Origin of the sequence: Methanolobus sp. ZRKC4, from assembly GCF_045291305.1 — an archaeon.
Taxonomy (GTDB): Archaea; Halobacteriota; Methanosarcinia; order Methanosarcinales; family Methanosarcinaceae; genus Methanolobus.
On record NZ_CP146983.1, the window covers coordinates 480,747 to 495,304 of the forward strand.

A 14,558-nucleotide genomic window follows, 5' to 3' on the forward strand; every position below is an offset into this window, starting at 1 on the left:
AGATTGCTGATGGCATTTGATCCGGTGATATTCGGAACGTATGTGGTAGGCACTGGGTTTACCGATGGCAGTTCAATATCAGAGGGAGGGTTCAGGTTATTCATAGTTCCTTCCGAGAATATAGGTGATGCACCTCTGGAGGGATATCCAGGGAGAGCTTGCGTTCCACTGCACGCAATCGTTTTTCCACGCTTCGAACGGTCTGGTCAATTGAGTGTAACCTGCCGTTGATGTCTTCTTTTATCTGCTGATCGTTTTTCAAGGTCTGTCCACCAACAGACCTGTCATTTTTATCGAAGGTATTAAAATCCTTCGATTTTCACTCAGATAATTGAAGTGTTATATTCTCAGGAGTGACATTAAGGACATAGTATTTTTGTTTGTCCAGCCTGATATACGTGGACTTTTTAGGATAGAACAGATTCAGCCCATGTCCCTGGTAACCTTTTGATAAAAGAAGCCCGATAGAAAATGAATTATCATCGGACATCCCACCGTACATTATATCTAAGGAGGTTCCGAAAAGGCTGCTTTTTATCTTTCTCCTTTCCCCGGTTGCAATGGTAAATGCATCTGCCATGGCTTCCTCCTTTGATAATAATACTGTTCTCTGTTACTGGCTCGCTTACCAGCAAAGTCCTTCATAATCGATATCAACGCTGATATCTTTTGGTTTTATCAGATGCCTGCCGTCTATGACTACCCTGTTTGCCATGACGTTGAATTCACTGTCCAGTTTCCTGAACTCGTCCCATTCTGTCACTATAAGGCATCCATCGGCCTCTTGCAGGGCATCGGATGAGTTCTTGCAATATGTGATCTCAGGGAAGAGCTTCTTCATGCTTTCCTCTGCTATTGGGTCATATGCAGCAATATCAGCCTCAAGTCGCAGCAGTTCAGCTATTACCGGAATTGAGCGGGATTCTCTGATGTCATCGGTGTCGTTCTTGAAGGCCAGACCAAGCACAGCGATTCTCTTGTTCTTGAGATTCTCGAGCTTTTTTTGGAGTAGTTCCACCATCTTCAGGGGCTGCTTGTCATTCACACCGACCACAGATCTCAGTAGCTGTGGTTCATACCCTATGTTCTTTGATTTGCCTATGAGAGCCTTGACATCCTTTGGGAAACATGAACCGCCAAAACCGGCACCACAGTTGAGGAAGTTGCGCTCTATTCTGAAATCAGTGCCCACGGCATCCATGACCTCATAGGTGTCGATTCCAAGCTGCTTGCAGATGTTGCCAATCTCGTTTGCAAAAGATATCTTGGTTGCCAAAAATGAGTTGTTGACGTATTTGATCATCTCGGCTGTCCTGGTATTGGTGTGCGTGACCTCGCAGTCCAGCTTGCGGTAGAGTTCGGACACTACAAAGAATGACCTCTCATCTATCGCACCAACCACGATCTTGTCCGGGTGCATGAAATCATAGACAGCCTTGCCTTCTCTCAAAAACTCCGGATTCATTGCAACTCCGAAATCTTTACCTGCCTTTTTGCCGGAGTGCTCTTCAACTGTAGTCAGCACGACCTTCTCAGTTGTCTCAGGCACTACAGTGCTCTTGACAACAACAACATGATAGTGATCTTTCTTCGCAATCGCCCGTCCAAGGCTGGCACTTGCAGCTTTCACAATTGAGAGGTCAATGCTCCCGTCTTCTCCCGACGGTGTCCCAACGCAGATAAATGAAGCATCGGTATTCTGCACAGCATAATCATAATCTGATGTGGCAATGAGATTCTTCTGCGTATGCTTTTCCATCAGCTCATCCAGCCCCTCCTCCCAGATAGGTGCAATACCTGCATTGATCTGTTTTACCTTCTCCTCGTCAATGTCAATACAGATTACTTCGTGACCAAGTTCTGCAAAGCATGCGGCTGAGACCGATCCGACATAGCCTGAACCTATAATTGATACTTTCATGATGAGATTCTCCTTGTGGTAGAAGATTGTTGGGGAGTGTATATTAGGATTGGGGTTGTGGGATTTTATGAAATATTATCTTTAAAAAGCAATTTATTATATATTCTTAAGAGGATTTCGATATTCCCTCATTTTAGATCATTAAAGTATTCAAACTCAATTATATCCTCTCATTTTTTATCATTTTGTTTATTTCTCTTCATTAATCCTTATTTTTAGTATAGCTTCCGCTATCCTAGATTATTCCTTTGGTTTTTAGTGTCCTCAATTGATGCAGATTAAAACAAAAAGCTGTCATCAACATTTTTGCATTCACTCTTTCTACAGTTGTAACAAGAACCTTTCTGGTTTTAAATATTTCTTTTGTCACTGCATACACTCTTTCGCAAGGGACTCTTTTCACACTTATTCTTTCATTTCTGAGGATATCCATTATTCCTAAAGGATGTCCTCTTACAGCTCGTTGCATTGTTGCTGCAAAACCTTTTGCTATTGCTCCAAAATATCCTTTATCTCTATACACCACTTCACCCTTTTCAGACAGATCAACCTGTGAATCGTGAAGTGATGCAGTTGTTGTCTCAAATCTTCTGATTAGTTCATAATCCTTATCAATAATTGTATGAAGTTTGTATCCAAAGTGAGATTTACCATTTTTCTTAGTCCAGGTTCCATCTTTGCTTCTTCTTGTTTTCGCATCTTTTCCTCTGAGTACATCTGCTTTTGCATGTCCTGGATCTGAGTGAATAAAAGTTGCATCCTGGATCATTCCTTTTTTAATCTTCAAACCAAGAGCATCAAGCTGATTCTGCATTTCATCCCACACCGCTTTTTCTTTACCATTGTCGATAATTCTCTTCCTGAATGACCAGACAGTTGTACTGTCTGGTACATATTCAGGAAATCCCAGGAATTTCCTAAAGGATATCCTGTCAATACACTGCTTTTCAAGCATTTCTTCCAAATGCCTGACACGCTCTTCAAGTTGTGCAATTTGGAGAGATTGATGTTCAATTATCCCAAGTAATCGAGTTACAAGTTCTACTACTGCTTCTGGACCAGCTTCATAAACTGCAAGTATTTCTTCGCGGTCTATACAAATCCCCTCAGATTGATAGACGTTTTTTATGATATTTTACTGAATATTTTTTAACACATAGAATGAAGCCATAGTATATTGTTTTTTGCATCATTAAAACAGTCAGGCTGAATAGTTACGTTTATTCTAACTATCTGGAATAAGGAAAAGTTTGCTTCATTAAAAGATGCTTTTTTTAAGTTACTAGCTAATCCTGTAATCTATAATGAAATAATCATGCTGTTAGAATACAAAAAGAGCATCGTAAAAACGATTTCTCCTGAAATAATATTACCATACGTTTCATCTCTAAGTTTGCATTCTAGATACACACAAGCAGAACTGCTCGCTGGACTTGGGTATTTTGATTTACAAAATAATCATACTATACAGACTGGAGTATTATATATCAAAGACAAAAAGACAGATTTATTTTTCATTACGTTAAACAAGAATGAAAAGGACTATTCTCCAACTACGATGTATAATGACTATGCAATTAACGAAAATCTCTTCCATTGGCAAAGTCAGGCATCAACTAGGATTGATTCTAAAACTGGACAGAGATATATCAATCACAAAGATAAAGACCATACAATTCTTCTTTTTGTAAGGATACATAAAAGTGTCAATTCTTTGGCTCAACCTTATTATTTCTTAGGACCATCGGAGTATGTGAGCCATGAAGGTGAAAAACCTATTAATTTTGTATGGCGTCTCAAATATGCAATGCCTGCTCACTTATTAAGAGAAACTGCGAGACTTATTGTGGGGTGACCACATTCTAATACCACTTTTATGGTCACCTGCAACAAAAAACATGGACTATTTAATCTCAGAGTACAACATTTCTACTAATAGTATTCATGATCGAAAGAAGAGATACCCAATGACCTCCAATACCACCCACGTATGCCCCGTAGCAATATCCATCATTCTCAACAACAGAATTCGCAGATGGTTGCAAAACCCACGGAAAATACTTGGTCCGTATATTAAAGAAGGGATGGATGTTCTGGAAGTAGGATGTGGTCCGGGATTTTTTACTATTGATATGGCTCAGATGCTTGGGAAAAGTGGTCAGGTCGTAGCCGTAGATTTGCAGGAAAGTATGCTTGCGAAACTGAGGGAAAAGATAGAGGGATCTGAAACAGAACTGAATATCGTACTGCATAAGTGTGCTGCAGACAAAATAGGTGTGTCCGGGAATTTTGACTTTGTTTTCCTGTTCTATATGGTTCATGAGGTGGCGGATAAAGACGCATTTTTCAGGGAGCTGGAATCAATACTCAAAACAGATGGTCTGATTTATGTAGTTGAGCCACCGTTGCATGTTTCAAAAAAGGCATTTGAAGAATCCATTAAAATAGCCGGTAGTGCAGGGCTTACAGTTGTGGATAGGCCAAAACGTTTTCCTGACAAAGCAGTTGTTTTGAAAAAGGCTTAAAAGCAACAGGGTGAGTTGCTTGGCAGCGATGTTATTCCGGCTTGTATGGGTGACCACATTCTATATAGCACTTTTGTGGTCACCTGTGGGAAAAGGACTAACCACTCAACCTTTATCACTTATAAACACATACTAAAATTTAGAACATTATCTTTTCAGATATCCATGAATACAAGCAACCAACCCTTCGAAAAAGATAAATTGCTCCCTCTCCTCAAAGATTTCTTTCAGAAAGAGGAACACGTTGAGCTTGCTTACCTTTTTGGGTCTGTGTCAGAGGGGAAAGCCGGTGTTCTGAGTGACATCGATATAGGTGTCTATTTGTCAGAATCGCTGACAAAAGCCCAGAAAAATCATAAACTTATTGAACTGATAGGCAGTCTCACAACTTTGCTCAAAAGTGATAGATTAGACCTTCTGATAATCAATGATACATCACCGGTGCTTAGTTTTGAGATTATAAAGCCAAACGTTCTGATACTTGAAAGGAATCACGATTTGAAACTGGATGTGGAGCAGCGTATAATGTCACAATATCTGGACAGGAAGTACCATGAGGATTTCTTGAACCAGAGTCTTCTCAAAAGAATTATGGAAAAGGGGCTGGTTTGAATATCTGCTGCTGACAAAATCCTCAGAAAACTGAACTTTATGCAAAGATGTGTCAGTTACTTGAAGTCTATTGATACAGAGAGTACCAATCTGGAAACAAATTATGAACTACGATGTGCAGTTGAAAGAAATTTCCAGCTTGTTATTGAAAGTGCAATAGACATAGGTGAAATAATTATTTCTGAAGAAGGGTTTAAGAGACCTGAGGACTACAAAAGTGTGTTTCTGACATTAGGGCAGAAGGGTATAATTCCAGGTGAATTTGCAGAAGAATTCGCTCAAGCAGCAGGTTTTAGAAATATCCTTGTTCACATGTACGAAGAAGTAGACCTCGATATTCTGTATATGTTCCTGACCGAAAGGCTGGACGATTTTGATGATTTTGCCAGGTATGTCGCAGAGTATCTAAGCACACATCACTAACTCTTCCTGCACTCTCTCACGAATTGCTGAATAAAAACCAAATTTGTAGCTGTTTCGTTCAGGAGGGTTGAAACTCGTTACTCTTAAACCACTTCTGCCGATCTACTGGATTCAATATCATACGGCTGGATAAATGAAACAGATGTTACTGTCCAGCCCTGGTCAATATCATGTAGCTGCAAATAGACCGGTATAACTGAAATATCAGTTTCCTTTCCAAGAATATCAACACTGGATACAGTACAGTTTAGTGCCATGACTGCAGTGTCGTCTTCGATTTCATTTGATACAATATCTATCTGCTTAATACTATTCGGTTTAATTCCTTCATTACTGAACAGCATCTCAACACTTGCGGGAACAAGAAGATCCTTTCCCTGATACATACTAAAAGCAATACTGAATTGACTTTCATTCACTGCATTGAGAAAACCAATGGCTATAAACTTCACCTCATTGGATTCTGTGTCAGAGCTTCCAAACCTGCCACCGATATTTTCTTTGATTATGGGGATTTGCATTAAGGAACCTGCAACAATGGCCAGAACCATAATGAATAACATCTGCATGAGGATTTCTTTCTTGTTTTTCTTATGTCTTTTTAAATTAGGTTTTTCTTTTTTACGTGGCGGTGCGGTGCTGCGAAGAATAGTAAGTTTCTTGTCAGAAGGAGCAGGATTACGGGAATATGGGATGATACTGACCTCTCTTTTTTCTTCAGTCCCGTTTTGTTTCTCCCTGATTTCCTTTCGATAGGTATCATACATTTTCGCAACATCTTCATCTTGCGAATTTTGATTATTTTTGCCAGCAATCGCCTCATCGTTCATGGGATTCTTCCCATGATTATTGCTCTGGTCAATTCCTGAATTCCGGGTTGAATAAGTATTAGGTTGCTGCACTATACTGTTTTTGATATTAACTGGAGATTTCGTGTTTTCGACAGATGAATTGCTTCTCTTCACTACGGAATCAAGGACATTGACCACCTGCTTATTTTTGATAACTCCAATCTCTTTTGCAGAATTAACTGTATTTGCAAGATGCTTGAGCTTTGCCAGCATCTCGTTGAGAAATCCCTGTATTCCATCTTTTTTGTCAGAAACTGCCCTGAGCATGACCTGAGTAAGTCCTTCATTTTCCTTTATCAGGGCTGTCAGAAGGTAGTGATTATTCTCGCCTATGACTTCACCTGAGAAATGGAGCACATTACCTTCTGCAATTGTGTATTCATCTACTATGTAGAGATGTGTTGCACAGGTCTGCATCAGGAAAGAAGTAATCTGCTCTATGTTCATATCTTCAAAATTCATGCTGGATTCCACAGCATATCCTGAACCTGATAGTTGAAGGAATTCGTTTTTTGTTATTGGTTTTGCACGCAAAAAAGGACAGATACAATGTACTTCCTTTGGTCGCATATCAACCATGTGTTTTTCCCATTTAGGGTCACGATAGATTATGCTTGCCCCAATTTTTTCGTTGAGGATACATCCCGTGGGCTTCAAGGTGAATTTAGCAGTTATGGCTGTGCTCGGGGGGATGCTAGCCAGTTTCTGAATCCTGTCTTCCTGCGACTTGAAAAGTGATTCATTATAATCGAGGATGATCTGTACGTCAGAAATGACAAGATCAGTATTATTTGTGATTCTTATTCCAAACGTGATATTGTTGTCAGGGAGGATATCATAACCACGTTTTATGTCTATTTCCATTCCAATCAAAATTTAATTATTTATAAATATAAATACATTTTGATTCAGACTATACAGCAATATTTGAAAAATAGAAGGATGGGTCACAGGGAAAAGCATCACTATCCCTGTAATCTTTATGCTCTCAGACTTCCTTAACCCACAAAACCTCGCCCTCTTGCATAGCATACAAGATCTCCTGGGCGACCTCGGAATTTGTCCTCATCTTGATATCACCATGTCTGCCTACAGTTGCTGAGAACATGAACCCTTCACCTGCATAGACTTCCACATCACGACCTGAAGCTTCAGGGACATTGAGTATGACATGCTTTTTTGTACGTTCGATGATGGGGTGGTGTTCTTTATTTGAACGTGGTTTGCGTTCCTCATTATCTTGATATCTAGGTTCCTCTCCAGGCTCGAACTTACGTACATCGATATGAATGCCAAGCCCTTTCTCGATATCATCGATCGTTTTGCCGCTTTTACCAATCACCCTGGGCATGTCCTTGTCTCTCACACGCACCATAGCACGGTTATCTGAGATCATTTCCACCTCTATCGGACCGTTTGCATAGTTGCCGATTACATCCTTAACCTCTTCTTCTGCAAATTTCCATGATGGGTTTCTCTTCTGTTCCCCGCCAATAGGCATCACCACGACCTGCTCGCCGTAGGTGTATATCTCGAACTCGCTCTTTTCTGTCTCAAAGTCTGATATAAGAATAACCGGTCTTGCAAGATCCTCTTCCATCATGCCTGCGGGCACCTTCACAGTGAATTTCAGTACCTGCACCTTGGCGACCTCTCCCTTGTCTATGAAAATAACTGTGTCCACTACCTGAGGTATCACACCAAGCTCTACCCTGCCAATAAGCCTCTGGATGGCATCCACGGCGCGGTTGGAGTGTACAACACCGATCATTCCCACGCCTGCAAGCCTCATGTCCGCAAAGATTTCGAAATCCTTGGTCTTGCGCACTTCATCGTAAATAGTATAGTCCGGACGCACCAGCAGCAGTACATCAGCAGTATTCTCCAGATTGCCGTCAAGAGGTGCGTACTGGGTGATCTCGTCCGGCACCTGCAGGTCCCTGGGTGACTCCATTGTCTTCACCACAAATTCCATATTGTTCAGGAAATTGGCCACTCCTGCTGCAAAAGTTGACTTGCCTGCTCCGGGAGGTCCGGCAATGAGTATGCCTCTCTGGTCACATATTCTCTCTTTCAGCTTATCGCTCAGGCGATATTGTTCAAGGGATACAGATGCTACCGGACGTACTGCCGTTATTTCAAAATCGTCCGAAAACGGAGGATTTGCAATAGCAATTCTCATATTGCCTATCTGAAGCACCGAAGCCCCGCTAAAGGATAACTCAAAGAATGAATTGTGATCAGAACGTGCCCTGTCCAGTAATTCCCTGGATATCTCTTTCAGTTCGGCATAGGTGCTGGGCTCATCTCTAATACTGACATACCGGACATCTCCTATGGAACCTTTCTTTGCCATGGGCGGAACATTGTTTTTCAGATGTACCGACATAGTATCGGCTGTAAAGAAGTCATCAACAAGTAATGGTCCGAATTTTTCAAATGGGGGTTTTACAAAATCAACTTCAAGTCCCTTTGCTTTTGCAACGAGTGACTGTACCCGGTCACCGGTGACAAAATTTGCATCAAGCCCCTCTGCGACCTCTCTTATTAGTGCATCTATCTCGCCGCCCTTGGCAAGCTTGACCTGCTCAAGGTTTGGTCTGGGCCCGGTGAAAAATATTCTGATATTGCTTTTGTCTGCATATCTCTGGAGTTCCTGTATCTCCTCAAGGCCTTTGTATCCAATCTCAAGTCCCCTGTTGGCCTGGGCTTCCAATTCAGCCACCACTGCCTCTGGAACGTGAATGTCTACATCCCTCAGCCCATCATCACGTATCCTTGTGGAAAGGATACCATCGATGACTGCACTCGTATCAGGGACTATCTTTCGCCTGTTTTCTGCACTTTCTTCCATAGTCATGAATAGGGTTGCTGACTATTTAATTAAGTCGCCACACCTTTAAATCATGTGTAAAAAAGAATAGAAGGGTCAATGAAAGGATTAGTGATGTTTAGTATTATTATAAGAAATGTAACTATTCAGCCTAGCTCACTTCCACCAAGCTGATTTCTTCATCCACGATCAATTCTGCAACTTTGGAACAAATGAATTGCCATAAAATATTGCACTAATTGCATCGATAACAGATTCAGAATTCTTATTAACAGTAGACACGTATCCTCTTATACGGCAGAAATTTTTTGCACCCTGTTCACTGCGGAAAGTACCTGATATCTTCTGCTGTACTTTCGTCATTCTGATATCTCTTTCAGCCTGATTGTTATCAAACGGAACGTTTTGGTCGTACATAAATCGCAAGATATCCTCTTTATGGCCAATAAACCTATCCAGCAAATTCTTTACCGTGGTCTGCTTCTTACGTCCTCGTTTTTTAGACCGCACATTTGATTCCGGATCAGGAGGATTTTCATTCACTCCTAAACAAGTTATGTGATCATAATCCTCACTGAACCTTTGAATTAGCTCAGTATCTAAAAGATCATTATCAACATGATGTTTAATGCATATCAAGAGATCACTCATTATCTTTGGCCACTGTTGATCCCTGTTTTCGGAAGCTCCAGTTAACTCTCGTAATAAATGTGCATTACATAATGAATGTTGACATTCATATTTGTTGTACGGTTTCCAAAAATCATGTGTTGCAACACCAGTGTAACCTGGTAATATGCCCATAGCATCCATTGCTTCTGAGCCCCTTTTGCGATGTGCAAAATAATAGGTCAGTTTGTCTGTACCTGCCACATGAAGCCAATTACGAACTGCATTTATTCTCATTCCTGTTTCATCCAGATTGATGACAGGAGATTCTTTCAGGAGATGTTTCACTGTATTTTCAAAAGCTCCAAGCTTCTCAAAACAACTACGTTCCGTGTTCACCAAAGTAGCAGGACTTATCTTGCATCCCAAAATATCAGAGAACAACTTGGTAACACGCTGATAAGGAAGTAATTGGTAAGTGTGCAAATAAACTGCAAATGACTTAACTCGATGACCGTATTGAGTCGGCTGAGTTACACCATCTGGAAAAAGAGCTTTGTTTACATGAGAACATTTGGGACATGTTTTAATCTCGCAACGATGTTCAATGCAATTGATAGTTATAGGAGGAATGTCAAAGACCTGTCTTCTTTCATAGTCAGAGGGAACAGAAGCTAACGATCTCCCACAATTGACGCATTGATTAACAGGATGAACAATAACTTCATCCGGATCATCATTTATTCTTAATGTAGTACCAGGATGACCGTTTTGACCACCTACATGCTTATTGGTCTTTTTTCTTTGACTTTTAACGGTTGGTTTATTCCGTGCATAAGAATCAGTAGAAGGTGGTTTGCTACTGTTGCGACTATTCTTTTCAAGCATTTCTTCCAAATGCCTGACACGCTCTTCAAGTTGTGCAATTTGGAGAGATTGATGTTCAATTATCCCAAGTAATCGAGTTACAAGTTCTACTACTGCTTCTGGACCAGCTTCATAAACTGCAAGTATTTCTTCGCGGTCTATACAAATCCCCTCAGATTGATAGACGTTTTTTATGATATTTTACTGAATATTTTTTAACACATAGAATGAAGCCATAGTATATTGTTTTTTGCATCATTAAAACAGTCAGGCTGAATAGTTACTAAGAAATATAATCAATACACATCTTCGGGGTTGAATACCTTTTCTCCTACTTCTTCACCATCTATTGTTCTGTAAAAACATGAACGGAAGCCTGTATGGCATGCTCCTCCTTCCTGTTGCACCAATAGCAGGACCGCATCCATATCGCAATCTATCCTTATTTCAACAACTTTCTGCACGTGTCCGGAGCTCTCACCCTTTTTCCACAGGCGTTGTCTGCTACGGCTCCAGTAGTGGACTATGCCGTTCTCAATAGTCTTCTCCATTGCTTCTTTGTTCATGAAGGCACACATGAGTACTTCTTTTGTTTCACTGTCCTGAGCAATGGCCTGTATGAGGCCGTTATCATATTTCAGATCATCAGGTTTTATCATGGCATCACTAATTACTATATACTATAAAATACTATTATACTTCATTATTAATATAATTGACAAAGAAATAATTGCGTAATATGGGGTCTAATTATGGATTATAGTTTTGATGGTACAGGTGGATATAGAATCTCAACAGGGATAGCCGGATTGGACGTGCAGCTCGGGGGAGGGGTACCTCCCGGAACAACAATTCTGATTCTTGCGGAGCCAGGTGCCAATTCCGATATTTTTGCCCAGCAATTTGTTTATGGTGGCCTTCTGAATGACGAGGAAGTATTCTACTTCACGTCCGAACATCCCGGTCATGATATAGTTCATGAGATGGAGAACATGAAATGGGATGTTGAAAAGTATCTTGAGGATGGGCGTCTTGATTTCGTTGATGCTTATGGGCCACGTTTCTATAATGTGCTTCCTAAGGATTTAACAAGTAATCTCTCTGCAAAGGATTTCCTTAAGAAAGGTACGGATTCGATGAATCTCCTGAAAGCCACAGTGACACAAAAAAGAGATACAAAATACCGAGGTGTTGTAGATTCTATTTCATATTTCCTGCGCGGCTACAGTCTTAATACAGTAGTCGATTCAATTGAACTGATTTCTTCCATCGGCAGGGCAACAGGGGCCATTCACTTAGTATTGATGACCAGTGGCATGCACGATCCAATTACGGAGAATACCCTTCGCCACATATGTGACGGTGTAATTGAATTCAGGCTCAATGAACGTGGAAGCGAGATCGAGCGTACTATAATGATAAGGAAGATGCGTGGAATGCTTGTTCCTAACCGGACAATTTCCTATATGGTCACAAAGAAGGGAATCGAACTGGAAACCACTACACGTGTTCTTTAATATTTTTCATGTTTCCAATTAAGGAAACATTATTTCTAGTCCTTATACTTTTTATTCATAGAAAGCTATTTTACTTAATCGATAAAATGGGTAATGATCATAATGAAACAAGACTTAGTGCGAATTTTGAGGGATATTTTCACATCATCAGGTTATAATGTTACGGATTCTTTCCGGCATGACCTAATTGCTGAGAGGGACGGCTTGAAGACGTTCATTAAACTTTCATATGGCCCGAACCTTACAGAGCTAAGGGAATTTGTAAGCCAGATAACAGATGGTGAAGGTCTCTATGTGATTGCCGGGGAGGCAAACAATGAAGTCCTTCGTCAGGCAGAGGCATCTGGTCTTAAAGTATGGAGTCGTGATGACATGGCTCTTAAAATAGGCAGGGCAGTACTTGCTGACATGGAAGGATCAACAGCAGAACTTGACCTGCTTGAGACGAGCAGGAAAAAACCGGTTAACAAGTCGGATGAGATCGCAAAAGAAGCTATAAATGCTATATTTGGCACGGGTTCCTCTCCCCATGTAGAAAAATCAGCGTTAGAGGAGCCATTAGTTTCGCGTTTCTCCAGACCGTCCGCACCTGTTGTGGAACGAGTAACAGAAGTACAATATTATCGTCCAAGTGCTACCTCTTCTGAATCAGAGGGTGTTGAAATATTAGAGACACCTGCTATATTAGAGGTACCTGATGTTCCGGAGGAACCTCGTGTTGAAGCGCCTGTGCCTCCTGAACCTCCTATTCAGAAAGTGCCAATGGATTCAGTTATCATGAGTCTGCATTCACCACCTATCAATGTATCAAGGGATCGTGCAGTTTCAATAGCAATGCCCCATGTTAGGGCAGCTAACACAGCAACATTGAAATTCGTACCTTTCTGGCAGTACCATTATTCACTTGGTGTGGAACATCGCTACAAATCTAAAATAATTGACATATCCGGCGATGGTTCCGGTTGTCTTAATGCACTCAATGGAAACTTAGAGGAAATGCGTTTGACCGATGTACGTGAGAGTGTTGTCGTTCCTGATGTGGAATATGATGTAAAAATGCCTGTTACCACCAATGAGGAAGCTCAAAAGCAACTTCTTGATATGATAGTAGACGAATACACACGTGACCTGCGTTTCGATGATTCCCAGGGTGAAGCTATCATTTCCGAACACAAAAAATTTAAACCAAGCCCATCAGATATTAATTTGCAGGTGGATCTTGTCTATGTGCCCATATGGGAAATAAAAGGCCAGAGGAATTCTTTAGAAATAAATGCTTATAGCGGTGAGGTCTTGCAGAATCCTGTAGATGATGATGTTGAGTTCGTGTGAGGTTTATTGTAGGAATAAGCAAACAAGTTCGTAACTATACGAATAATTTATATATCAAAAACCCATATAAGGGATTACCGGATAAATCATCTTGTAGTAAGTAGACAAAGAGGAATTAATATGGTAGAAGTAAGTGAAAAGGCAGCAGCAGAATTGAAATCATTGCTTGTAGAACAGGAAAAAGAGGACCATTCATTAAGGATATTTATAGCAGGAATGAGCTGCTGCGGTGTCCAGTATGGAATGTCACTGGAGAACGAGATCAGTGAAGAGGAAGATCTTGTAGTTGAAGTAAAAGGTCTTAAGATCGTAATGAGTAAGGATGATGCAGAGGGTCTTGCAGGTGCAAACATCGACTACGTAGATGGTCCATCAGGAAAGGGCTTTGTCATTGACAACCAGTCCGGCGGTGGCTGTAACTCATCATCATGTGGCGGCGGTTGCTGCTAAGCAACTATTTAATGAACTTAATGAACTAAACGAATTGGGTACTTTACATTCATATCAAAGGTGATTACATGTTTCCGGGAATCGGCGGCAGGGGCATGAACCCTGCAAAGGTCAAACAGATGATGAAACAGATGGGTATAGACATCAAAGAGATTAATGATGTGGAACAGGTCATCATTAGGACTCCTGACAAGGAGATTGTTTTCAACGATGCGAATGTTTCTATTATGAACGCACAGGGTGTTGATACTTATCAGATAGTCGGTACCCCGGAAGAAGTTGCCAGGGAACTTGTAGTTCCTGACGACGATGTAAGGCTGGTAGCCGAACAGACCGGTGTTTCAGAAGAAGAAGCAAGAGATGCCTTGAAGAATGCCAACGGTGACCTTGCGGAAGCCATTCTGGCACTTTCATCTTAATTCTTTTTATTTTATTCGATTTCATTTTTTATTTTTTTAACTCGGTTGTAACTGTTTTTGCGGTTTTTTCTCTTTTGCAACATGTTTCTCAATTATCTTTTTGGTTTTTTTCAAACGTAGTTTTGTAATTCTTTAGGGACCAAAATAGGTTTATATTAATATCACGATTATACATGATAATTGAAAGTATTCTACATAT

The 14,558-nt window shown here is 40.7% G+C and carries 15 protein-coding genes and 1 pseudogene; 9 read left to right on the plus strand and 7 right to left on the minus strand.

The window, feature by feature from the left end:
• Positions 1 to 9: 9 nt before the first annotated feature.
• Positions 10 to 231 (plus strand): hypothetical protein, encoded by a 222-nt coding sequence (locus V7O67_RS02435; RefSeq protein ID WP_342303624.1) that lies wholly within the window; start codon positions 10 to 12, stop codon positions 229 to 231.
• 88 nt (positions 232 to 319) lie between these two features.
• On the opposite strand, the gene V7O67_RS02440 is transcribed toward V7O67_RS02435, so the two are convergent.
• From V7O67_RS02440 to V7O67_RS02450, 3 genes and pseudogenes are all read right to left on the minus strand, one after another.
• Positions 320 to 580 (minus strand): hypothetical protein, encoded by a 261-nt coding sequence (locus V7O67_RS02440; RefSeq protein WP_342303622.1) that lies wholly within the window; start codon positions 578 to 580, stop codon positions 320 to 322.
• A gap of 45 nt (positions 581 to 625) precedes the next feature.
• Positions 626 to 1,921 carry a UDP-glucose/GDP-mannose dehydrogenase family protein gene (locus tag V7O67_RS02445; RefSeq protein WP_342303621.1) on the minus strand — a complete coding sequence of 432 codons (1,296 nt, stop codon included), beginning with the start codon at positions 1,919 to 1,921 and terminating at the stop codon, positions 626 to 628.
• 235 nt (positions 1,922 to 2,156) lie between these two features.
• A pseudogene (locus V7O67_RS02450) lies at positions 2,157 to 2,873 on the minus strand (IS5 family transposase); the annotation flags it as partial.
• 279 nt (positions 2,874 to 3,152) lie between these two features.
• Between V7O67_RS02450 and V7O67_RS02455 the strand changes: the two are divergent.
• The 4 genes from V7O67_RS02455 (at position 3,153) to hepT (ending at position 5,481) form a co-directional block, all read left to right on the plus strand.
• Positions 3,153 to 3,776, plus strand: coding sequence for a DUF3427 domain-containing protein (locus V7O67_RS02455; RefSeq protein ID WP_406671414.1), 624 nt, complete (start codon positions 3,153 to 3,155; stop codon positions 3,774 to 3,776).
• A 112-nt stretch (positions 3,777 to 3,888) separates the two neighbouring features.
• Positions 3,889 to 4,446, plus strand: coding sequence for a class I SAM-dependent methyltransferase (locus tag V7O67_RS02460; protein WP_342303620.1), 558 nt, complete (start codon positions 3,889 to 3,891; stop codon positions 4,444 to 4,446).
• Between the two features lie 165 nt (positions 4,447 to 4,611).
• Complete coding sequence (mntA, locus tag V7O67_RS02465) at positions 4,612 to 5,058, plus strand: type VII toxin-antitoxin system MntA family adenylyltransferase antitoxin (protein ID WP_342303619.1); 447 nt, start codon at positions 4,612 to 4,614, stop codon at positions 5,056 to 5,058.
• A gap of 39 nt (positions 5,059 to 5,097) precedes the next feature.
• The gene (gene hepT / locus V7O67_RS02470; RefSeq protein ID WP_342303618.1) at positions 5,098 to 5,481 is read left to right on the plus strand and encodes a type VII toxin-antitoxin system HepT family RNase toxin; all 384 of its coding nucleotides are present in this window, start codon (positions 5,098 to 5,100) and stop codon (positions 5,479 to 5,481) included.
• An 83-nt stretch (positions 5,482 to 5,564) separates the two neighbouring features.
• Here hepT and V7O67_RS02475 read toward each other — a convergent pair whose 3' ends face one another.
• The 4 genes from V7O67_RS02475 to hisI all read right to left on the minus strand — a co-directional run bounded on the left by V7O67_RS02475 (position 5,565) and on the right by hisI (position 11,300).
• On the minus strand, positions 5,565 to 7,196 hold the full coding sequence (locus tag V7O67_RS02475; protein WP_342303617.1) for a hypothetical protein: 1,632 nt from the start codon (positions 7,194 to 7,196) through the stop codon (positions 5,565 to 5,567).
• A 124-nt stretch (positions 7,197 to 7,320) separates the two neighbouring features.
• Positions 7,321 to 9,186, minus strand: a complete 1,866-nt coding sequence (locus V7O67_RS02480; protein ID WP_406670723.1) for a PINc/VapC family ATPase — start codon at positions 9,184 to 9,186, stop codon at positions 7,321 to 7,323.
• Positions 9,187 to 9,354: 168 nt separating this feature from the next.
• Complete coding sequence (gene tnpC, locus V7O67_RS02485; RefSeq protein ID WP_406671410.1) at positions 9,355 to 10,803, minus strand: IS66 family transposase; 1,449 nt, start codon at positions 10,801 to 10,803, stop codon at positions 9,355 to 9,357.
• Between the two features lie 134 nt (positions 10,804 to 10,937).
• On the minus strand, positions 10,938 to 11,300 hold the full coding sequence (gene hisI, locus V7O67_RS02490; protein WP_342306392.1) for a phosphoribosyl-AMP cyclohydrolase: 363 nt from the start codon (positions 11,298 to 11,300) through the stop codon (positions 10,938 to 10,940).
• Between the two features lie 93 nt (positions 11,301 to 11,393).
• Between hisI and V7O67_RS02495 the strand changes: the two genes are divergently transcribed.
• From V7O67_RS02495 to V7O67_RS02510, 4 genes are all read left to right on the plus strand, one after another.
• Positions 11,394 to 12,158 (plus strand): ATPase domain-containing protein, encoded by a 765-nt coding sequence (locus V7O67_RS02495; protein WP_342306391.1) that lies wholly within the window; start codon positions 11,394 to 11,396, stop codon positions 12,156 to 12,158.
• Between the two features lie 126 nt (positions 12,159 to 12,284).
• A complete protein-coding gene (locus tag V7O67_RS02500; protein WP_406670726.1) occupies positions 12,285 to 13,490 on the plus strand; it encodes a hypothetical protein in 1,206 nt (401 codons plus the stop codon).
• 120 nt (positions 13,491 to 13,610) lie between these two features.
• Entirely contained in the window at positions 13,611 to 13,940 is a 330-nt protein-coding gene (locus V7O67_RS02505; RefSeq protein ID WP_406670727.1) for a HesB/IscA family protein, read from the plus strand.
• Between the two features lie 68 nt (positions 13,941 to 14,008).
• Positions 14,009 to 14,359: a nascent polypeptide-associated complex protein gene (locus tag V7O67_RS02510; RefSeq protein WP_406670729.1), complete on the plus strand. Its 351-nt coding sequence runs from the start codon at positions 14,009 to 14,011 to the stop codon at positions 14,357 to 14,359.
• Positions 14,360 to 14,558: the final 199 nt, after the last annotated feature.